Annotated in this window: 18 protein-coding genes; 1 reads left to right on the forward strand and 17 read right to left on the reverse strand. The window is 64.7% G+C overall.

The window, feature by feature from the left end; all coding sequences use genetic code 11:
• Window position 1: 1 nt before the first annotated feature.
• From AB433_RS01440 to AB433_RS01475, 8 genes are all read right to left on the reverse strand, one after another.
• Window positions 2-943, reverse strand: coding sequence for a bifunctional riboflavin kinase/FAD synthetase (locus tag AB433_RS01440; protein WP_047819633.1), 942 nt, complete (start codon window positions 941-943; stop codon window positions 2-4).
• A gap of 16 nt (window positions 944-959) precedes the next feature.
• Window positions 960-1,472: a dihydrofolate reductase gene (locus AB433_RS01445; protein ID WP_047819634.1), complete on the reverse strand. Its 513-nt coding sequence runs from the start codon at window positions 1,470-1,472 to the stop codon at window positions 960-962.
• Window positions 1,469-2,554 carry a 5-(carboxyamino)imidazole ribonucleotide synthase gene (locus AB433_RS01450; protein WP_082134737.1) on the reverse strand — a complete coding sequence of 362 codons (1,086 nt, stop codon included), beginning with the start codon at window positions 2,552-2,554 and terminating at the stop codon, window positions 1,469-1,471. The genes AB433_RS01445 and AB433_RS01450 overlap by 4 nt, the downstream gene beginning before the upstream one ends.
• Before the next feature lies 1 nt (window position 2,555).
• Window positions 2,556-3,044 carry a 5-(carboxyamino)imidazole ribonucleotide mutase gene (purE, locus tag AB433_RS01455; RefSeq protein ID WP_047819635.1) on the reverse strand — a complete coding sequence of 163 codons (489 nt, stop codon included), beginning with the start codon at window positions 3,042-3,044 and terminating at the stop codon, window positions 2,556-2,558.
• Window positions 3,045-3,059: 15 nt separating this feature from the next.
• Window positions 3,060-3,746 carry a 2,3-diphosphoglycerate-dependent phosphoglycerate mutase gene (gene gpmA / locus AB433_RS01460; protein WP_047819636.1) on the reverse strand — a complete coding sequence of 229 codons (687 nt, stop codon included), beginning with the start codon at window positions 3,744-3,746 and terminating at the stop codon, window positions 3,060-3,062.
• 599 nt (window positions 3,747-4,345) lie between these two features.
• The gene (locus AB433_RS01465; protein ID WP_047819637.1) at window positions 4,346-5,602 is read right to left on the reverse strand and encodes a dihydrolipoamide acetyltransferase family protein; all 1,257 of its coding nucleotides are present in this window, start codon (window positions 5,600-5,602) and stop codon (window positions 4,346-4,348) included.
• Window positions 5,602-6,615 carry an alpha-ketoacid dehydrogenase subunit beta gene (locus AB433_RS01470; RefSeq protein ID WP_047823032.1) on the reverse strand — a complete coding sequence of 338 codons (1,014 nt, stop codon included), beginning with the start codon at window positions 6,613-6,615 and terminating at the stop codon, window positions 5,602-5,604. The genes AB433_RS01465 and AB433_RS01470 overlap by 1 nt, the downstream gene beginning before the upstream one ends.
• 23 nt (window positions 6,616-6,638) lie before the next feature.
• Window positions 6,639-7,919, reverse strand: a complete 1,281-nt coding sequence (locus AB433_RS01475; protein ID WP_047819638.1) for a thiamine pyrophosphate-dependent enzyme — start codon at window positions 7,917-7,919, stop codon at window positions 6,639-6,641.
• A gap of 175 nt (window positions 7,920-8,094) precedes the next feature.
• Here AB433_RS01475 and AB433_RS01480 point away from each other — a divergent pair, with 175 nt between their 5' ends.
• Complete coding sequence (locus AB433_RS01480; protein ID WP_047819639.1) at window positions 8,095-8,547, forward strand: Lrp/AsnC family transcriptional regulator; 453 nt, start codon at window positions 8,095-8,097, stop codon at window positions 8,545-8,547.
• Here AB433_RS01480 and AB433_RS01485 read toward each other — a convergent pair.
• From AB433_RS01485 to AB433_RS01525, 9 genes are all read right to left on the reverse strand, one after another.
• Window positions 8,544-9,908, reverse strand: coding sequence for a sensor histidine kinase (locus tag AB433_RS01485; RefSeq protein WP_047819640.1), 1,365 nt, complete (start codon window positions 9,906-9,908; stop codon window positions 8,544-8,546). The two genes, AB433_RS01480 and AB433_RS01485, sit on opposite strands and share 4 nt — an antisense overlap.
• Window positions 9,909-9,947: 39 nt before the next feature.
• Window positions 9,948-10,640 (reverse strand): response regulator transcription factor, encoded by a 693-nt coding sequence (locus AB433_RS01490; protein ID WP_047819641.1) that lies wholly within the window; start codon window positions 10,638-10,640, stop codon window positions 9,948-9,950.
• 139 nt (window positions 10,641-10,779) lie between these two features.
• Window positions 10,780-11,661 (reverse strand): S-methyl-5'-thioadenosine phosphorylase, encoded by an 882-nt coding sequence (gene mtnP, locus AB433_RS01495; protein ID WP_047819642.1) that lies wholly within the window; start codon window positions 11,659-11,661, stop codon window positions 10,780-10,782.
• Window positions 11,658-12,986 carry a chloride channel protein gene (locus AB433_RS01500; RefSeq protein WP_047819643.1) on the reverse strand — a complete coding sequence of 443 codons (1,329 nt, stop codon included), beginning with the start codon at window positions 12,984-12,986 and terminating at the stop codon, window positions 11,658-11,660. The genes mtnP and AB433_RS01500 overlap by 4 nt, the downstream gene beginning before the upstream one ends.
• Before the next feature lie 64 nt (window positions 12,987-13,050).
• On the reverse strand, window positions 13,051-14,268 hold the full coding sequence (locus AB433_RS01505; RefSeq protein WP_047819644.1) for a M20 metallopeptidase family protein: 1,218 nt from the start codon (window positions 14,266-14,268) through the stop codon (window positions 13,051-13,053).
• Between the two features lie 81 nt (window positions 14,269-14,349).
• Window positions 14,350-14,859, reverse strand: coding sequence for a DUF2141 domain-containing protein (locus tag AB433_RS01510; RefSeq protein WP_047819645.1), 510 nt, complete (start codon window positions 14,857-14,859; stop codon window positions 14,350-14,352).
• 210 nt (window positions 14,860-15,069) lie between these two features.
• Window positions 15,070-16,233: a nucleotidyltransferase domain-containing protein gene (locus AB433_RS01515; protein WP_047819646.1), complete on the reverse strand. Its 1,164-nt coding sequence runs from the start codon at window positions 16,231-16,233 to the stop codon at window positions 15,070-15,072.
• On the reverse strand, window positions 16,230-17,924 hold the full coding sequence (locus tag AB433_RS01520; RefSeq protein WP_047819647.1) for an ABC transporter ATP-binding protein: 1,695 nt from the start codon (window positions 17,922-17,924) through the stop codon (window positions 16,230-16,232). The genes AB433_RS01515 and AB433_RS01520 overlap by 4 nt, the downstream gene beginning before the upstream one ends.
• A 9-nt stretch (window positions 17,925-17,933) precedes the next feature.
• A complete protein-coding gene (locus AB433_RS01525; RefSeq protein ID WP_156170637.1) occupies window positions 17,934-19,706 on the reverse strand; it encodes an asparagine synthase-related protein in 1,773 nt (590 codons plus the stop codon).
• Window positions 19,707-19,787: the final 81 nt, after the last annotated feature.

Consider the following 19,787-nt stretch of genomic DNA (forward strand, 5'->3'; position numbering starts at 1 on the left):
GTTAATCGAAAGCGGGCAGTGCGTCCAGCAACGCGCGCGCCTTGGCGCAATCCTTTTCCATCTGCTCGGTCAGCGCGTCGAGCGTATCGAACTTCGCCTCTGGCCGCAGAAAGTGGTGCAGCGCGACTTCAATGGTCTGGCCGTAGAGATCTTCGGCAAAGTCGAAGAAGTACGGTTCGAGAAGTTCCTTGGGCGGATCGAAGCTGGGCCGGATGCCCAGATTCGCCGCGCCCTTGATGACGCGCCCGTCGGGAAGGTGGCCGGTGACGGCATAGATGCCGTACTTCGGCCGCAGGTATGGGCCGAGTTCGACGTTCGCGGTGGGATAGCCGATCGTGCGGCCCAGCTTTGCGCCGTGGACGACTTCGCCGCGGATCGCGAAGGGGCGGGTCAGCAGCCGTGCCGCTTCCTGCGGATCGCCCGCCTGCAAAGCCTGACGAATGCGGGTGGAGGAAATGACCCCGCCCCCGTCGTGCACAGGGGGAACGGCCTTGGTCCCAATCCCCGCTTGCGCTGCCAACCGGCGCATCACGTCGATATTGCCGCTGCGATCCTTGCCGAACGTAAAGTCTGTGCCCGTCACGATCCCCTTCACACCCATGTGGGTGAGCAGGTGACGGTTCACGAAGTCTTCGGCGCTCGTCCCAGCCAGCGCGGCATCGAATTCGAACACGACCATCGCGTCGGCCCCGTATGCGGCAAACAGGACTTCGCGTTGTTCCAGCGTGGTCAGCCGGAACGGCGGCGCGTCGGGCTTGAAATGCCGCGCAGGGTGCGGATCGAACGTCGCCACCAGCACCGGGCTGCCATCGGCGCGTGCCATGTCCACCGCCGCGCCGATCACGGCCTGATGCCCCTGATGCACGCCATCGAAATTGCCCAGCGCGATGACAGCGCCCTGCAATTCCTGCGGGATCGGATCGGTGGAGGAAAGCCGGGTCATGGCAAGATGCTGGCGGTCAATTGCCTTTGCGGCGCAAGGTGACAAAGCTGTAGGCCGGGCGCTGGCCGTCTGCGTCGTGATCCTCGCGCGCGACTTCCTGCCAATCGTCATCGGGAATGGCGGGCATGGTGACGTCGCCGACATAGTCGCGGTGAATTTCGGTCAGCTCGATCCGGCGGGCGCGGGGCAGCGCCTCTGCAAAAACCTGCGCGCCGCCGATCACCGCTATGCGCGCGCCGTTGGCACGGGCGATGGCGGTATCGAGGTCGGCTGCGATTTCGACGTCGTCATCCTCACCCACGTCGGTCGGATGCCATTCCGCATCGCGGGTTAGAACAATATGGCGGCGATCGGGCAAAACACCGGGCAGCGAATCGAAAGTTGCACGCCCCATGATCATTGGTGAGCCCATTGTCAGCCGTTTGAAATGGGCCAGATCGGCGGGAAGATGCCAGGGTAGGCGGCCGTTCGCGCCGATCACGCCGTTCGATGCGCGCGCGACGACGAGAAACACCTCCGGTCCGGTCATGCCAATCCTTCCTGCAGCGTGAGGCGGGTTACATGCCCCATCTTGCGCCCCTCGCGCGCCTCGGTCTTGCCATAGAAATGCAGGTGTGCCGAGGGGTCTTGCAGGTAAGCGGTGCAATCTTCGGGTGCGGTGCCGATCAGGTTGTCCATCGTCGCGCCCGGAACGCGCAGTCCGCAATCGCCCAGCGGCAGGTTGCAGATGGCGCGGATGTGGTTCTCGAACTGGCTGGTGACCGCGCCTTCGATGGTCCAGTGGCCGGAATTGTGGACGCGCGGGGCCATCTCGTTGAATACCGGACCGTCTGCCGTGGCAAAGAATTCCAGCGTCAGCACGCCGACATACCCCAAGGCCTCTGCCACGCGGGCGGCGAGGTGGCGGGCGGCGGGAATTTGCGCGGCAACGGCATCACCGGCGGGAACGGTCGAGCGCGAGAGAATTCCCGACGAATGGTCGTTCTGCGCCGAATCCCAGAACTTCACCTTGCCGTCGACTGCGCGGACGAGAATGACCGAGAACTCGGCCTCGAACGTCACGAATCCTTCGTAGATCAGCGGCACCGGCGGCACGGTCATCTCGTCCGCGTCGCAGCGGTTGCGGATGCGCCACTGGCCCTTGCCGTCGTATCCGTCGCGGCGGGTTTTCAGGATGCCCGGCACGCCGATTTCGTCGATGGCGGCGAGCAGTTCCGCCTCGTTCTCCACCGCGCGATAGGGAGCGGGGGTGCCGCCAAGGCCAGCCACGAAGTCCTTTTCCGCCAGCCGGTCCTGCGCCACTTCCAGCGCGCGGGCCGGGGCACGCAGCGGGGTGTCGCCCAGCGCCGAGAGTGGCGCGACGGGCACGTTCTCAAACTCGTAAGTGACGACCTCGCACTGCGCGGCGAAGGCGGTCAGTGCGGCCTGATCGGTGAATTCGGCGCGGGTAAACTGGGCGGACACTTCCGCCGCGACGCTGTCCTCTTCGGGCGCGAAGATGTGGCAGCGATAGCCGAGCTGTGCGGCGGCCATGGCCATCATCCGGCCGAGTTGCCCTCCGCCGAGAATGCCGATCGTGCTGCCGGGTGCGATAACCGGGGTGCTGCTCAATTCAGCCCTCGTCCGAAGGGCGCTCGGCCACGCTTTCGCTCTGCGCGGCGCGCCATGCGATCAGGCGTTCGGCCAAGGCGGCATCGCCCGTCGCAAGGATCGCGGCGGCGAGAAGCCCCGCATTCTTTGCGCCCGCATCGCCGATGGCCAGCGTGCCGACCGGAACCCCGCCCGGCATCTGCACGATGGAGAGCAGCGAATCCTTGCCCGACAGCGCTTTCGACTTCACCGGCACGCCCAGCACGGGCAGGTGCGTCATCGATGCGATCATTCCCGGCAGGTGCGCCGCGCCGCCTGCGCCCGCGATCACCACCTTGAAGCCTTCTTCCGCGGCACATTTGGCAAAGTCGAACATCCGGTCCGGCGTGCGGTGCGCGGATACGATGCGGCAGTCGCTCTCGATGCCCAGTTCCGCCAGCACGTCGGCGGCATGGCGCATCGTCGGCCAGTCGGACTGGCTGCCCATCACGATCGCGACTTGTGCGGTCATGGTCTGCGCTCCCTCTCAGGTTTCCGACAGGTAATAACGTTCGCCCGACGGCTGCCCGTTTTCGAACGGATAGACGATCGGCTGGCCGGTCGGGATCTCAAGGCCGGTAATCTCGTCATCGGAAATGCCCGACAGGTGCTTTACCAGCGCGCGAAGCGAGTTGCCGTGGGCCGATACGATCACTGTCTTGCCCGATGCGAGAACCGGCTGGATCGTGCTTTCGTAATAGGGCAGCACGCGTTCGATGGTGTCCTTCAGGCTCTCTGTCATCGGCACGTCGATCCCGGCGTAGCGCGGGTCGCCCGACAGGTCGAATTCGCTGCCCTTGTCCATCAACGGCGGCGGCGTATCGAAGCTGCGACGCCAGATGTGCACCTGCTTGTCCCCGTGCTTGTCGCGGGTCTCCTGCTTGTCGAGGCCCGTCAGCCCGCCATAGTGACGCTCGTTCAAGCGCCAGTCCTTGGTTTCGGGAATCCACAGCAGGTTCGCGGCGCGCAGCGCGATATGCAGGGTGCGGATCGCGCGGGTCTGGTATGAGGTGAAGGCGACATCGGGGATCATGCCCTTGGCGGCCATCAGTTCGCCCGCGGCCTTGGCCTCCGCCTCGCCCTTTTCGGTCAGGTCGACATCCCACCAGCCGGTAAAGCGGTTTTCCAGGTTCCACTGCGACTGGCCGTGGCGGACGAGGATCAGGTTGGGCAAGAGGTCGGCTCCCGGTTGGATAAGAGCCGCAGGCCCTAGCGGCAGGGCGCGAGTTTGAAAAGGGGAGGGTTTGGGGCGGCGGGTTTTGGTGGCGGGGAGGGGAGAGCGGGATGGGGTGGAAAGCGGTCAGGAGCTTACAAACAACCTGCTTCCGAAACGACCGCGCTACTTTCACTAATGGTACCATCAATGGCGGACCACAGAACCTCGACCCGCTCTTGGCATGGCAATCCGTGGATTGTCCTAGTCGCTCTACCGTTACGAGCGTCTTCGAATTTGTTGTCGTGGAGCCACCGCAAAAGCTCGACCTCCGTCGTGCCTTCTTTAAATCTTTTTTCGAAAGCCAAAACAGGTTTCCCCAGCGTGCATCGCTGAGAAGGGTTGGCCTCTTTTCCGCCAGAGCGAACGCTATGCCAAACATAATATTTTGCCATGTCATCGCGACAAGCAATGACAACGCCAATGCACCGAGAACGAACCATTTCGTCCGAGAGGAGTTTCTGAGCTTCACACATTGACCTTAGCTTGGCCAGCAACGTCCGCAATGTCGTCGTTACCTGATATTCCGCTATTGGCTAAAGCAACCCTCAAATCGCCCTTCAATCTAAAAACAATAACGCCGGCGTCTCGATCAACCGCTTTAGCGCCTGCATGAACTGCGCCGCCTCGTACCCGTCGACGATCCGGTGGTCGAAGCTGGACGAGACCGGCATCATCTTGCGGGTCACGATCTCTCCGTTGCGGCGTTCCAGCCGTTCGATGATCTTGTTTGGGCCGACGATGGCGGTTTCGGGCCGGTTGATGATCGGTGTCGTGGTCACCCCGCCGATGGGGCCGAGCGAGGTGATCGTGATCGTCGATCCCGACAGTTCTTCTCGGCTGGCCTTGCCGTTCTTGGCCGCTTCGCCCAGCCGCGCAATTTCCGCCGCCGATGCCCACAGGTCGAGCGTTTCGGCATTGCGGATAACCGGCACCATCAGCCCCGAAGGGGTCGCGGCGGCGATGCCGACGTGGACCGGACCGTGTTGGCGCAGCACGCCCGCGTCATCGTCATAATGCGCGTTGATATGCGGGAAATCGGGCAGAACCTTCACCATCGCGCGGATCAGGAAGGGGAGGAAGGTCAGCTTCGGCTGGCCCTCTTTCCGGCCCGCGTTCAGCGCGGCACGCGTCTCCTCCAGCGCGGTTACGTCGAATTCTTCGACATAGGTGATGTGGGGCACGCGCCGCCAGGTTTCTTCCATGCGCTCCGCGATCTTGCGGCGCAGGCCGATGATCTTGATCTCCTCGACACCGCCACGGGGTTCGTAACGCGGGTCGCCGCCGCCAAGGTATTGCTCGATATCCTCGGGCGTGACGCGGCCGTTGCGCCCGCTGCCGGGAACTTTGGCAAGGTCGATGCCCAGCTTCGCCGCCTTGCGCCGGGTGGCGGGCGCGGCGAGCGGAAAGGCGGCGCTACCGCTGGTCGGCGCGGGCGTGGGCCGCTTTGGTGCGGGCGGCGGAGGCGGGGAGGCGGGCGCAGGAGGAGCCGGTGGAGGCGGCGGTGTAGGCCCGTCAGGCGCCTCGTTCGGCGCAGTGGCGGGGGCGGGGACTTCGTCGCCCGAATTGCCCTCGCCCTCGACTTCCAGCTCGACCAGAACCGAGCCGACCGCCTTCATCTCGCCGATCTCTCCATGAACGGCCTTGATCTTGCCGCCGACCGGGCTGGTCATGTCGACCGTTGCCTTGTCGGTCATCACGTCGCACAGCGGATCGTCTTCCTCGATAACGTCGCCGACTTTCACGTGCCACGCGGTCACTTCGGCCTCGGCAACGCCTTCGCCGATGTCGGGCAGGCGGAACTTGTACGTACCCATCAGCGGTACTCCACGGCAGATTGCAGCGCTTCGGCAAGCCGGATCGGCCCGGGGAAGTAATCCCATTCGAAGGCGTGGGGATAGGGCATATCGTACCCGGCGATGCGTTGAATGGGGCTGCGCAAGTGATCGAAACACCGTTCTTGCACCAGTGCCGACAATTCACCGCCGAACCCGCCGAAGCGGCTGGCTTCGTGCAGGATCACGCAGCGCCCGGTCTTGCGCACGGATGCAGTGATCGCATCGATGTCCAGCGGGACGATGGAGCGCAGGTCGATCAGTTCGGCATCGACGCCGGAGTCCCTGATCCCCGCCTCTGCCACGTGGACCATCGTGCCGTAAGCCAGCACGGTAACCTCGCTGCCCTCGCGCACGATGGAGGCGCGGCCCAGCGGCACTTCGTAATGTCCGGTCGGCACGTCGGCGCTGGCAAGGCCGGACTTGTCCCAGGTTTTCAGTTCCTCGTCCGGGCGGCCATAGAACGGGCCGTTGTACAGCCGCTTGGGCTCTAGGAAGATGACCGGATCGTCGCATTCGATGCTGGCGATCAGCAGGCCCTTGGCGTCGTAGGGGTTGGACGGGATCACGGTTTTCAACCCCGTGACGTGGGCGAAGATCGCCTCCGGGCTCTGGCTGTGCGTCTGGCCGCCGAAGATGCCGCCGCCGTATGGGGTGCGAACGGTGACCGGGGCGCAGAACTCACCGTTGGAGCGATAGCGCAGGCGTGCCGCTTCGCTGACCAGCTGATCGTAAGCGGGCAGGATATAATCGGCGAACTGGATTTCGGGGACGGGCTTCAAGCCGTAAGCGCCCATGCCGATGGCCGCGCCGATGATGCCGCCCTCGGTTAGCGGCGCGTCGAAACAGCGGGTCAGGCCGTGCTTCTTCTGCAAGCCCTCGGTAACGCGGAAGACACCGCCGAAATAGCCGACGTCCTCCCCGAAGACGAGCACGTCGGGGTCGCGCTCCATCATCACGTCCAGCGCGGAATTGAGCGCCTGGATCATGTTCATGCGTTTGCTTTCGGGCGCGTCGGTCATGCTGCGCCTCCTTCGCGGGCCGCGCGACGGGCCTTCAGGTCGCGCTCCTGCTCCTTCAGGCGCCAGTCCTTCTCGGCGAAGACATCCTCGAACATCTCTTCGATCGGCGGCTTCGACTGTCCGAGCGTGCCGACGGCTTCGGCTTCCTTGACGGCGACCTTCACCTGCTCTTTCAACTCAGCCTCCAGCGCGGTGTGCTTGTCTTCGTCCCACGCGCCCAGCACGATCAGGTGCTTTTTCAGCCGGTCCACGGGATCGCCCAGCGGCCAATGCGCGGCCTCGTCCTTCGGGCGATAGGCACTGGGATCGTCCGATGTGGAGTGCCCCTCTGCGCGGTAGGTGTAGAATTCGATCAGGGTCGGCCCGTTGTTGGTCCGCGCGCGTTCGGCGGCCCACTGCGTCGCGCCCCACACGGCCAGGAAGTCGTTGCCGTCGACCTTGATGCCGGGAAATCCGTAAGCGAGAGCCTTGGCCGCGAAAGGCAGGCGTTCGGGCGCGGCGAATCCGGCAAAACTGGAAATCGCGTACTGGTTGTTCGTAACGCACAGGATCGTCGGCGCACGATAGGCGGCGGCAAAGGTCATCGCCTCGTGAAAGTCGCCTTCCGCCGTGGTGCCGTCGCCGACATAGGCTAGGCTGATCTTGGTGTCGTTCTTGTATGCGCTGGCCATCGCCCAGCCAACGGCATGCACGAAACGCACGCCGAGATTGCCGGATATCGAGTAGAAATCGTAGTCGCGGGCAGAGAACAGGATCGGCAACTGCTTGCCCGCCAGCGGATCTTCCGCGTTCGAGAAGATCTGGTTGCACATCGTCGTCAGCGGATAATTCCGCGCATGCAGCCACGCCGATGCGCGATAGGTGGGGAAGAACATGTCCCCTTTGTCCAGCGCCATCGACTGCGCCGCGGCGATCGCTTCTTCGCCGGTGGACTTCATGTAGAAACTGGTCTTGCCCTGCCGGTGCGCGCGGAACAGCCGGTCGTCGAACGCGCGGGTCAGCATCATCGCGCGCAGCCCCTTGATCAGCGTTTCGGGCGCGAGTTTTGGGTCCCACGGGCCGACTGCCTTGTCGTCATCGTCCAGCACGCGGATCAGTTCGTAGGGAAGATCGCGCACTTCGCTTTCGTGTACCGCAATGTCGGGACGGCGGACCGCACCGGCCTCTCCGCGATTGACGTGCGCGAAGGTCACTTCCTCACCGGGGCGGGATGGCGGCTCCGGAATGTGCAATTCGAGGCGGGGGAGGTTCGATTTCGTCGGGTCTGGGTTCGGCACGGGCGGGGCATCCTGTCTGCGGCGCAGTCTGCACGCCGCGCCTGTGATCCTAACGCACAACGGTTGGGATGTTTTCCCTTTCTTCGCCTGCCAAGCGGACAAAACGGAAAAATATCCTAATTGATAAGAGCAAACATAACTTGTATTTCAAGCTATGCCGCGATAGCGAAATGGGATGGACGATCTGGACTGGAAAATCCTCCGCACGTTGCAGGCGGAACCCGATCTTTCGATCAACGCGCTGGCGGACAAGGTTGGCCTTTCCCACACGCCATGCTGGCGGCGGATGAAGCGGCTGGAGGACGATGGCGTGATCGCGGGGCGTGAGGTCGTGCTCGATCCCGCCAAAGTCGGGCTGGGCGTCGATGTTTTCGCCAACGTGCGGATCAGCCATCATGACGAAGATACGCTGGAAGCATTCGCCGCCGCGGTCGAAAACCAGCCTCAGATCGTGGAGTGTTTTCTTGTCGGCGGAGACAGCGATTACCTGCTGCGCGTGGTGACGGGCAGCATCGAGGAATACGAACGCTTCCTGAAGAAAGTGCTGGTCCATATGCCCGGCGTGGCGGCGGTGAATTCCAGCTTTGCAATGCGCCGGATCAAGCTGACGTCACGGCTGCCGATCTAGGCCGCGTCTTTCGTGGCAGCTTCCGGCACGACCCGGAAACAAGCCCCACGCATCGTCGGGCGCAGCACAATGTCCAGCCCGTGCCGCCGCGCGATGGCGCGGGCAAGCGCGAGGCCAAGGCCCGACCCGCCACTGGCCCCATGGTTGCCCTTGGCGCGGCTGAAACGTTCGAAAACGCGTTCGCGGTCGTCATAGGGAATGCCGGGTCCGGTATCGGCGACGGTGATCGTCGGGCCGGGTTCAAGTTCCAGCCGGACGGTGCCGCCACCCGGCGTGTACTTGAACGCGTTGTCGAGCAGGTTGGTGACCAGCCGGGTTAGCTGCATCGGCTCTCCGTTGATGGCAATGCCGGGCGCGATGTCCACCTCGAACCGATGGCCCGTTTCTTCGGCGCTGCCTGCGTAGAGGTCGGCCAGATCCTGCAACATCGCCGACAGGTTCACCCGTTCCAGCCCGCGCGGATCGCCGCGATTGGCTTCGCTATGCGAAATGTCGAGCAGCGATTCGAGCATCGCGATCACCGTGCGAATGTCGGCGCGCGCTTCCAGCAAGCCTTGCGCCACCGCCTCGTCCGGGGCGGCGCGCATTCCGCGCATCAATCGGCTGTCGAGGTGCATCAAGGGCGTGCGCATTTCGTGCGCGATCTGGTCCAGCGTTTCGCGGTGCGCGTCGACCAGCCGGTTCACCCGCTGCAACGCGGCGCTCGATTGTCGGGTCAGTTCGCCGATCTCGTCCTCTGCATGGCGGCCCCGCTCCAGCAAGTCGAGCCGGGTCTGGTCCGGATTTACGAAGGCGCCGATAACCCGGTCGATCCGGCGCGACAGGCGGCGCGCGGTGATCCATCCGGCAACGCCCACGGCGAACACGACGAAAAGCCCGCCCGCGACAAAGGCCAAGCCGATTTCATTGAGGATCATTGCGTCGAGACTGGTCTCTCGCGCCACCAGCAAGCGTCCATCGGGAAAAGCAATGGCGCGGGCGCGACCGGTTCCGCCACCGGGCAGGGCGATCGTGCCGATCGGACCATCGGCGCGAGGCCCCGTGGGCCATGCGGGCAGATTGCCGACGATCTTTGCGCCATCGCTATCGACCAAAAGGTAATGCGGCCCATTGCCCGCAGGTGCGGGAAAGGCAAGGCGGTCCTCGATCCGCTGCTCAACTGCGCCGATCCCGCCTTCATCATAGGCGGCGATCAGCGTTGCGGTGTCGGTATTGACCGACGCTTCCTTGCTGGCGGTCGATAGCTGCTCGAATTTCGCCCCGACCAGCGCGCCGATGATCAGCACGACGACGATACAGACCGCGATCGACCAAGCGACCAGGCGCGTGAAGATCGAATCGAGCAGGCGGACTTTGGTCAAGAGCTTTCCACCAGGCCTGAAGCGGGCCGGATGCGCCGCTTACTTGCCGTCCAACAGGCGATAGCCGGTGCCCCAGATCGTTTCCAGAGCCGGGGTGTTGAAACCGTCCTCCAGCTTGCGCCGCAGCCGCCCGATATTCACGTCGACGACGTTGGTCTGCGGGTCGAAGCTCATTTTCCAGACATCGCGGAGCAGCATCTCGCGCGTCACGACTTCACCTGCATTCTCGATCAGGTAGCGGAACAACTCGAACTCTTTCGGGCTGAGCGGCAGGTGCTTGTTGGCGCGGAACGCGGTGCGCGCCTTGATGTGGCACTCGAACGCGCCGTAAATCAGGACCGCGCTGGTCTCACGACCCGAAGCGCGGCGGTGCAGCGCGCGCAGGCGGGCAAGCAGTTCCGCCGCCTCGAACGGCTTGGCAAGGTAATCGTCGGCCCCGGCGTCCAGCCCTTCGGCCCGGTCGATCGTGCGACCCAGCGCCGACAGCATCAGAACCGGCGTGCTGATCCCGCTGTCGCGCATCCGTTTCACGACAGACAGCCCGTCGATGTCGGGCAGCATTCGATCAAGGATGATGACGTCGAATTGGCCGGTGCCTGCACGGCGCAAGCCGTCGGTGCCGTTCGCTTCCCACGTTACCCGGTCGCCGGTGGCACGCACCAGTTGTTGCAGGTCAGACGCGATGCGCGCGTCGTCTTCGATATGCAGTATGTCGAGACCGCCGTTGGCCATGAACCCCGTTTCCCCCTAACGGCAAAAGCGACCCGAAAAAGGATCGCGACTGACGTACACCCACGTGCCGGTTCAGGTTAGTCATGCAGCTTCATGAGCCTAACCAAGAAAGGCGTCATCCAGATGACAAATTCTGTTACTACGCCGTTTTAGCGCCCAGAACGCGCCCTGCAACTGCATCCAGACGCGCGATTACGGCAGGATCGCGGGCATCGGGCGCGGTGATGATCGCATTGTCGAGCGCGGTGTCGATGGGCGACGGGTCGCGCGTTGCAGGCAGGGATTGCACAAACCGTTCGACCGTGGCGCGCGCCAGGGCCGAATTCGCGTGCATCTGCGCGATGACGTCGCCAACCTCGACCGCCGCCTCGCCTTCGCGCCAGCAGTCGTAGTCGGTCACCATGCCCAGCAGCGCGTAGGGCAGCTCCGCCTCTCGCGCCAACTTCGCCTCTGGCATGGCGGTCATGCCGATGACGTCCGCGCCCCACTGGCGGTACATGTGGCTTTCCGCGCGGGTGGAAAACTGCGGCCCTTCCATCGCGAGATAGGTGCCGCCGCGCGCGACTGTTCCGCCCGCCCCCTCTACCGCGTCAGCCGCCATGCCGGACAGTCGCGCGCAGACCGGATCGGCCATCGATATATGCGCGACCATGCCGCTGGTGAAGAAGGTACTGGCACGCCCCTGTGTTCGGTCGATGAACTGGTCGACCGCGACGAAACGCCCCGGCTCCAGATTTTCGCGGAGCGATCCGATGGCGCTGATCGCCAGCAGGTCGGTGCATCCGGCGCGCTTCAACGCATCGATGTTGGCGCGCGGGTTCAATTCGGTCGGCGACACGCGATGGCCGCGCCCATGGCGGGGCAGGAAGCAGACCTGCACTTCGCCGATCCGCCCGAACAGGATCGCATCCGACGGCGTGCCGAATGGCGAATTGACCGCAATCCACTGCGCGTCCTCTATCGCGTGCATCGCGTAAAGGCCCGAACCGCCGATCACGCCGATGACCCATCGTTTCGTCATGACGCGGGCTTTCCTGCCTTGTTGCCGTCAAGCTCTAGCTGCGGCTCCGGCTCTGGCAGGAAATCGCGGGCAAGCGCGTGGTACAGCCGTTCGGGGCAGACCATCGCGCCCGCCCAATCCGCGATCAGCGCGGCGGCGAACAGCGGGATCAGCAGGCCGATATTGCCCGTCGTTTCGGACAGAATGATCACCGCCGTCAAAGGCGCACGCACCACGCCGGTGAAGTACGCAACCATGCCCAGCATGACGATCGCCCCGCGCGTGCCGTCAGGGAACAGCCACGTCAGCGCCTCGCCAAACCCGGCCCCTACCGCCAGAGATGGTGCGAATATGCCGCCGGGAATACCGCTGAGCGCCGTGGCCAGCGTCGCCACGAACTTCGCGGGGCCAAGCCATGCGCTGATCGCCTGCCCCTCCAGCGCCTCTCGCGCCGGTTCGTAGCCCGTGCCCCATGTCAGTCCGCCGGTCGCCACACCGATCACCGCGACGACCACGCCGCAGGCCAGCGCCAACAGCATCGGGTGCGATCCGAAAGCCTTGGTACGCCGCGCCGCCTTGCGCGACCAGAGCAGCAACCGCGAAAACAGTCCGCCCAAGCCACCGCCAGCCAGCCCCGCCGCCGGCGCGACGATCAGCGCGGTGTGCAGCGGCAGCGTTGCCTCCAAATTGCCGAAATAGATGTAGTCGCCCGCGATGCCCTGCGCGGTCATGCCGGCGATGATCACTGCCCCCATGACGAGTGCGGCCATCCGCTGTTCGTAGGCGATGGCCAGTTCCTCGATGGCGAACGCAATCCCCGCCAAGGGCGTGTTGAACGCCGCCGACACGCCCGCAGCGCCGCCCGCGATCAGAACGCTGCGCCGCACAGCCGCCCCGGCCCAGCGGTGGGTGGCGGTCATGATCGCTGCGCCGACTTGTACGGTCGGCCCCTCACGCCCCACCGATGCCCCGCCGAGCAGGGCCAGCACGGTCAGCGAAATCTTGGCGAAGCCGGCTTTTAGCGAGAACAGCTTTTCGGTGCCATGTTCCTGCCGGATCGCGGCGACAACTTGCGGGATACCCGAACCGGCGGCCTCTGCCGCAGCAACACGGGTCAGCCATGCGCAAAGCACGTAGATCGCAGGCGTCAGGATCAGCGGCAGCCAGAACCACGTTTCGGCCAGCGCCTCGAACATCTGCAGGGCCAGATCACCCGCGCGGGCGAACAACAGCGCGACAAGCCCGATTGCGACCGCCCCGGCCAGGATCGCCACCCTGCGCCGCCAGTCTCCCACTTCGGCGGACAGCCGGTCGGGGACGGGAAGGCGGAAGCGGGGACGACTCATTGCGCGCTCGCCTTAAACAGCGCAGTCCGGTGGGTCCAGTAAGGCGTCCCGGTTTCCGTAGCGGTCAGGCGGTTTCGGGCAATCCGCGTTCCAGCGTGGCCATCGCAAACGCTGCCAGCGCGGCGGATCCACGCGGCAGGACGCTCTCGTCGATATGCATGTGCGGGCTGTGCAACCCGGGGGCCTTTTGCCAATCAGCATCCGGTTTCGCGACGCCCAGCAGCACCATCGCACCGGGCATGGCCTGCAGCACATAGCTGAAATCTTCTGCCGTCATCAGTGGATCGGGCAGGTCGTACCACGCCTCTGCCCCGAACCGGTCGGTGACGACATTGCGCGCCAGCGCCACGGCGCGCGCATCGTTGAGCGTCACGGGAAAGCCCTGCTCCACCGTAAACGTGCCCGCCATGCCGTGGGCGCTGGCGATGCCCTCGACCACTTGCCTGCACGCCGCGTGCACGCGTTCGCGGGTCGTTTCGGACAGCGTACGGATCGTACCGCGCAGGATGCAGCGTTCAGGGATGATGTTGTCGGCATCGCTTGCACGAAACTGCGTGATGGTGACAACCACCGGATCGGCGGCATCGAACCGGCGGGTGACGGTGGCCTGCAAGGCGGTTACGATCTCCGCCGCGACGGGCAGGGGATCGGCGCAGGCGTGAGGCATAGACGCGTGGCCGCCGCGCCCTGTGACCGTGATCTCTATCGCGTCCGACGCCGCCATCAGTGCGCCTTCGCGGCATACGAACAGCCCGTGCGGGGCATTGGGGATGATGTGATAGGCGAACGCCGCGTCGGGTTTCGGGTCCAGCAAGCCGTCCTCGATCATCATGCGCGCGCCGCCAAATCCTTCCTCGCCCGGCTGGAACATGAAGTAGATCTCACCCGCCAAGGTATCGACACGCTCGGCCAGGAGACGCACCGCACCCGCCAGCATCGCGGTATGGCTGTCATGCCCGCAGGCGTGCATCCGGCCCGGCACTTCGGAGGCGAAATCCAGCCCTGTCTCCTCGCCCATCGGCAGCGCATCCATATCGCCCCGCAGCAACACGCGCCGCCCTTCACCCGCGCCGCCTTTCAGCACCGCGACCTGTCCGGTCGTGCTCGTTCCTTCGCGCCATTCCAGCGGCAGGTCGGCCAGCATTTCGCGCACTTTGGCCATCGTGCGCGGGGTTTCGATGCCCAGTTCCGGATCGGCGTGGATCGCGCGGCGCAGGGCCGTGATCTGGGGCCCAAGCGCTTCTGCGGCGGCGGTCAGGCCATCGTTGCTGTGTTGATTCATGGCGCGAAGCCTAAAGAAAAACACCCCGGTCGCCAAGGCGGCGAGCCGGGGTGCTCCATTCGTTTCGTCGCGGCTGGTGCGTTACGGATACCGCATGTTGATCCGCGTGGTCAGCCCCGGCTTTGGCACGTTCAGGCGAACCGAACGAAAGGCCGGGATACCCGCCAGCGTACTGGGGTTGTTCGAAAAGCCGAAGCCTTCGGCCGGCAGGCCAAGCCCGGTGCGGTTGATCTTTCGGCTGCCGTCCTCGTCGTGATAGACGGCGATGGCGTAAACGCCATTGCCGGGCAGCTTCACGCACCCGCGAAACGTGCCCTGCTGCGCCGGAAATCGCACCACGTCGAGCGATCCCTTGCTGACAAGAAACTTGCTCGAATCGTCGGCATAAATCGTAACCGCGATCAGCCCGCTGGAGCTTTTGACCCCGGTCACCTCCACGTTCAGCCAGCCTTTGCCGGACAAATCGCCCTTGCACTGTGCGGGCGCAGCTTCTGCCGGTGCGGGGACCGCGGCCAGCGTGCCGAGGCCGGCCAGCGCGGCAAACGCTGCGGCCCCGTGTGTCCATTTCTTCACAGGCGTAAATGCCTTCATCGGAAAATCTCCGCTATCGAAATCGATTCATGCTTGCTGGGGAAGGCGCAAAGGTGGGGGCGGAACTTCACCGCTGCAACCCTTGCCATCGCCCCCGGCAAACGTCCTGCCGCAACTTCTTGCGAACAGGGTTCTGCTTGGCATCCCGACTAAGCGGAAGGCCGTGAATAAGCGCTGAATTCCTTCTTCAGCATTGAGATTGCACGCGTGTTACGTATCGCGCAGCCAACGGGCAAGCCGCGCCCCGGCGGCGGCTTCCTCGACCGACCGCGCGTCGCTGCCCTGCCGCAAGGTGCGGGCCGTGCGGCTGGCGATCCAGCGCAGGCGGCCCTCCTCGGGCCTTGTGCCCAATCCCTTCTTCAACCGCCCCAGCACCGTCGCTGCCATGCCGTCTCTTGCGCCCTGCGTAGCCAGCAATACCTGTGCGCGTTGGTCGAAGTCTTGCAGGATCAGCGTTTCCGCTTCGGCCAGGATGGTTTCGGGCACGTCAGCCTGTCCGATGTCGATCCCGGTCTGCGCCACATGCTTTTCGACGAGAGCGAGCAATAGCTGCGCCCCGTGCAGCCAACCGCCGTCACGCGCCAGCGCGACAAAGGCGGGCAGGTCGAACGTCTCGCTGCCCGCCAGTACGGCAATATCGACCAGCGCCAACGGCCCGCAGTCAAAGCGATGGTTATAGGCCGCGTGCAGAACCAGATGGCCCAGCATGTGCTCTGGCGAGGGATAGGGCACGGCCTGACCGCCGATCATCGCGCTGCGCGCCTTGCCCAGAATCGCGACGGTATCGATGCAGGGGAGGCCGGGCTCGGCGATGCGGTGGTGTAATTCGATATACCGGTCACAATCGGGCAGAGCGATGGGATCGAGGTGCTTGTCGCCGTTCAGCGCCCTGGCAACGGCAGCCTCGCGATCCGTTGGCACAGTGCACCCGGCCGCGGCCATCGCGTTCAGCGCGGGCATCAAATCGTCCGGCGACACGAGGATATCCAGATCGCGCATCGGGCGCAGCGCCGGTTCGGGATAAGCGAAAAACGCCAGCTGCCCGCCTTTCAGCGAAACCATCGGCACCCCGGTATCGGCAAAAGCGGCAGCCAGACGCACCAGAGCGGCTTGCGCAGTCAGCGCGCCGAAGGCCCCGTCGCGATAGGCCGCGCGCCAGCGTTCGGCGATGGGTTCGGGCACTGGCCCGCCATCGCCGTGCCGCTTCAACCTGTGATGCAGCCACGGGCCCAACCGATGCTGGCTGGCCATGCCGTCGACCGCCAGCCAATCGCCTTCGTCCATCTGCGCGATCAGGTCGGCGGGCGGCCCACCGCTTGCCGGACCCAGCATGGCGAGCAGTACCTGTTTGCGTTGCGAGAGCGTCAGCGTCATGCTCGCGCCCTTTCGCAGTTTTCCACGCGCTCTACCCGTCCGTCGGCCAGCGTGACCACGGTATCGGCAAGATCGGTCAGCACGCCGCGATGCGCGATGACGAGGATGGTGCGCTGTCCCGCCATGTCGGCGATGGCGCTGGCAATCGCCGCCTCGCTGGCGGAATCGAGCGCACTGGTCGCTTCGTCGAGGATCAGGAGCGCCGGATCGCGCAACAGGGCGCGGGCAAGGGCGATCCTCTGCCGCTCTCCGCCCGAAAGCTGCCGACCCGCATCGCCGACGATCGTGTCTATCCCCTGCGGCAGGTCGAACACGAAATCCGCCGCCGCCTCGCGCAGCGTGCGGACCATTTGCGCCGCATCGGCATCGGGTTCGGCCCAGATCAGGTTCTCACGGATTGTCGCGTGGAACAGGACCGGCTCCTGATGGACATAGGCGACAGAATGCCGCCAGCGGGTGCGGTCCTCGCCCTCCACCCGCGCGCCATCGATAAACAGTGCGCCCTCGTCGGCATCGACCAGCCCGCCGAAAATGTCGGCCAGCGTGCTTTTCCCCGCTCCCGATGGGCCGACCAGCACCGTCGTCCGCCCAACCGCGAGCGACAGGCCGACATCGCACAATGCGGGTCGTTCGCGGCCCGGGTGCCGCAAGGTAGCGCCGCGCACCGCGATTTCGCTTGCGGGCACCATACGGCCCGGGCTTTCGACCGCGGCCTCTTGCGCCGGGGCAAGCTTGGCGATCAGGTCTTGCGCATCGTTCAGCGCAGGGGCGGCGTGGGACCAGTTCTGCATCGCCTGTTGGATCGTATCCAGCAAGGGAACGGACCTTGCGAACAGGACTACCAATGGCAAGAGAATGGCCGGTGCCACATCCCGGGCCCACGCAACGCCGACGATTATCGCCAACAGAACGGCGGCCCCCGTCTGCAGGAACGCGCGGCTGCGGCCAGAGGCGCGGCGAAAATCCAGTTCGGTTTCGCGAAGTGCGCCGATGCCGCCCTCCATCGTGGCGACAGCATGGGCTTCCCGACCGTGGCTCTTGATCAGGCGCAGCGCGCGCAGCGAAGCTTCCAGCGCGGCATGGACATCGCGATAGCGCGCGTTGACCGCCTCTCCGATCCCCCGAGCGCGCCGTTTCAGCGAGCGGAACGTCAGGACGACGACAACCCCTCCGCCGATAGCCACCAGTGAAATCAACGGAGAGAGCAGGAATGCCGCGATCCAGATCGCGCCCAGCGTCATCCCGGCGGCCAGCGCGAGCAGAAGCTGCCCGAATCCGAAACCCACCCGGTCAAGGCTCGACACGATCAGGCTGACATTGTCGGACTGGCGCATCGCAGACAGCGTGCGCCAATCGGCGTGAACCAACGTGGTGACGATGTGCTTGCGCCAGCCATCGACCAGCTCATGCTGTAGCCGGGTCTGGGAAAGGCCCATGGCATATTGCAGCGCCGACCGCCCTGCGACCAGCACGACGAAAAGGCACAGGATCAACGGCAACGACAGCAGGCCGCGCAACGGATCGACCCATTGGGGCAATGCACTCGATGCACCGGGATCGTGCAGCGACAGGAGCGGCACAAGCGCGACAATGCCGATTCCTTCGGTCAGCGCGACGCCCAGCATCAGCGCCAGCAACTGCGCGGTGCGGCTTGCGGGCAAGCGTTTCAGGACCGTCAAAGCCTCATTCATCGGGCGGTTCTACCCCGACTGCCGCGATTTGACATAGCGATGGTAACGCACCGCCATGATGACGCGGGGCAGGCCCATCTGGAAGGCCAGCGTCTCGAACTGGGTAAAGCGCGGTTCTGACGGGAATTGTTCGATGCGGCGGATCACTTCCGGAAAGTCGATGATCTCGGCAAGGAACGGCTCTTTCGATGCTGCCTGAATCTCTTCGCGCAATTGCGGCAGGCGTCGTTTCAACCGGAAATGCCAGTCGCTGGAGGGCCTGCCGGTCCGGTATTCGGTGCGGATCGATTCGGGAATTTGTCCCCTGCCAAGCTCTCTTGCCAGCCACCGTTCCTGACCATCGTGGATGAACGCGTCGGTCGGGCAGGCGCTGCAGAATTCGAAAAGCGGGCGATAGGATGCGATATCGCGGCCGGGGATGCCGTAGATTTGGCGAAAGGCCAGCTCCTGATCTCCGGCATTCATGTCGCCCCGGGCGAAGATATTGACCAGGTTCTGCCGGCGTCCGTGGTGGGTCGCCGTATCCGACAAGATACCGGCGGCGCGGGCCCGGCCCTCGGTGTCAAAGCGGTCCATCGCCTCTTGCCGAAGCGGGACCATCGTCAACGCGGTCTCTGGCGTCGCGATTCCGCGCATCCGATGCCAGTTGCGCTGCAGGGCCAGCGGCAAGAGCGGCTTGATCGACTTGCTCAGGAAAAAGCGGGGTATCGAGGTCTGCCGGATCGGGGAATCGCGAAGCAGTCGATAGAGCTGGATCAGGCGCAGCTGCTGAAAATACTCGACCGACGCCCATTCGCCCATCGAACTGAAGGTGCAGTTGCCCATCCCGGCGCTCAGCATCACGTCGCAGCGCGCTTCGCTGGCCATCGCATAGACGCCGTGCAGCGGTGCGGGGTTCAGCATGGAGATCGGGGCGATGCCGATCGCTTGGAACATCTGGTCTAGGCCCGTGTCGAAATCGCCGTCGGCATTGTCAGTGAAATGCGTCCGGACCCGTGGGTGCATGCGGGCAAAGGCTTCCACTCCGTCGCGCTCGCTGGCGAAGAAACGGTCCGCTGTGGAACCCTGCCATTCGCGATGCGGGCCGAAAGTGAAGCTGTCGAGCGGTTGTTCGGGCGGAAGGACGCGTAGCACCCTTGCCGCGACATTGGTGGAATCGAGCCCGCCCGTCAGTTGCATCGCAGGCCGATGGGTACCGCGCAGCGTTGATCGAACGGCATCTTCCAGCAGGGCATCGACCGCATCGACATAGTCGGCCCGGCGAGGCAAACGGATAGTCTCACGCGGTTCGAGCGGATCGTGAAAGCGGTGGCGGTGGATCGCCTCGGCACTCAGCAGCACGACGGTGCCGGGCTTGACCTCGAACGCGTTTTCGAACCAGCCTTGCTCTTCCGTCAGGTTGAAGAACAGGTTGTCGGCAAACTTGCGCGGGTTCAGCCGATATTCCAGCCCGCAGGCGTGGAGCGCGGGTACGGTAGAGGCGGCGCCGAAGGCCGCGGCGTCGCGGAAATAATGGAGTGGCGGTGCGCTCCAAGGAGAGCGGACGAGCCGGACTTCGCCGCGCCCCTCATGCCAGGCGGCGGCGGCATAGTGGCCGACGACGTGCCTGTCTGCGTCACCACCAAAGCAATCGAGCGCGGCGGCATAGAGCGCGGCGTTGTCGCCCGATGCGATGTGCCGGGCATTGGCACCCAGCCTCTCACGAAGGTCGGATTCGTTGTCGATCCAGCCGCCGAACAGCACGTCGCCGGTGGATTGACTGTGGGCGGGCCGCCACGGCATTCTGGGCGCTTCAACGCTGGCAAAACGCGAAATGTCCGCGCGGTTCGCGAACAGCGATTGCCCGGATCCCGTAAGATGACG

Origin of the sequence: Croceicoccus naphthovorans (assembly GCF_001028705.1) — a bacterium.
Taxonomy (GTDB): Bacteria; Pseudomonadota; Alphaproteobacteria; order Sphingomonadales; family Sphingomonadaceae; genus Croceicoccus; species Croceicoccus naphthovorans.

Coding starts and splice junctions, on each gene's coding strand:
- purE (WP_047819635.1), bottom strand. CDS start 3,044: ATGACCGCACAAGTCGCGATCGTGATGGGCAGCCAGTCCGACTGGCCG.
- AB433_RS01445 (WP_047819634.1), bottom strand. CDS start 1,472: ATGACCGGACCGGAGGTGTTTCTCGTCGTCGCGCGCGCATCGAACGGC.
- mtnP (WP_047819642.1), bottom strand. CDS start 11,661: ATGACGAAACGATGGGTCATCGGCGTGATCGGCGGTTCGGGCCTTTAC.
- AB433_RS01505 (WP_047819644.1), bottom strand. CDS start 14,268: ATGAATCAACACAGCAACGATGGCCTGACCGCCGCCGCAGAAGCGCTT.
- AB433_RS01520 (WP_047819647.1), bottom strand. CDS start 17,924: ATGAATGAGGCTTTGACGGTCCTGAAACGCTTGCCCGCAAGCCGCACC.
- AB433_RS01490 (WP_047819641.1), bottom strand. CDS start 10,640: ATGGCCAACGGCGGTCTCGACATACTGCATATCGAAGACGACGCGCGC.
- AB433_RS01480 (WP_047819639.1), top strand. CDS start 8,095: ATGGACGATCTGGACTGGAAAATCCTCCGCACGTTGCAGGCGGAACCC.
- AB433_RS01440 (WP_047819633.1), bottom strand. CDS start 943: ATGACCCGGCTTTCCTCCACCGATCCGATCCCGCAGGAATTGCAGGGC.
- AB433_RS01525 (WP_156170637.1), bottom strand. CDS start 19,706: ATGCCGTGGCGGCCCGCCCACAGTCAATCCACCGGCGACGTGCTGTTC.
- AB433_RS01465 (WP_047819637.1), bottom strand. CDS start 5,602: ATGGGTACGTACAAGTTCCGCCTGCCCGACATCGGCGAAGGCGTTGCC.
- AB433_RS01500 (WP_047819643.1), bottom strand. CDS start 12,986: ATGAGTCGTCCCCGCTTCCGCCTTCCCGTCCCCGACCGGCTGTCCGCC.
- AB433_RS01510 (WP_047819645.1), bottom strand. CDS start 14,859: ATGAAGGCATTTACGCCTGTGAAGAAATGGACACACGGGGCCGCAGCG.
- AB433_RS01470 (WP_047823032.1), bottom strand. CDS start 6,615: ATGAACATGATCCAGGCGCTCAATTCCGCGCTGGACGTGATGATGGAG.
- AB433_RS01515 (WP_047819646.1), bottom strand. CDS start 16,233: ATGACGCTGACGCTCTCGCAACGCAAACAGGTACTGCTCGCCATGCTG.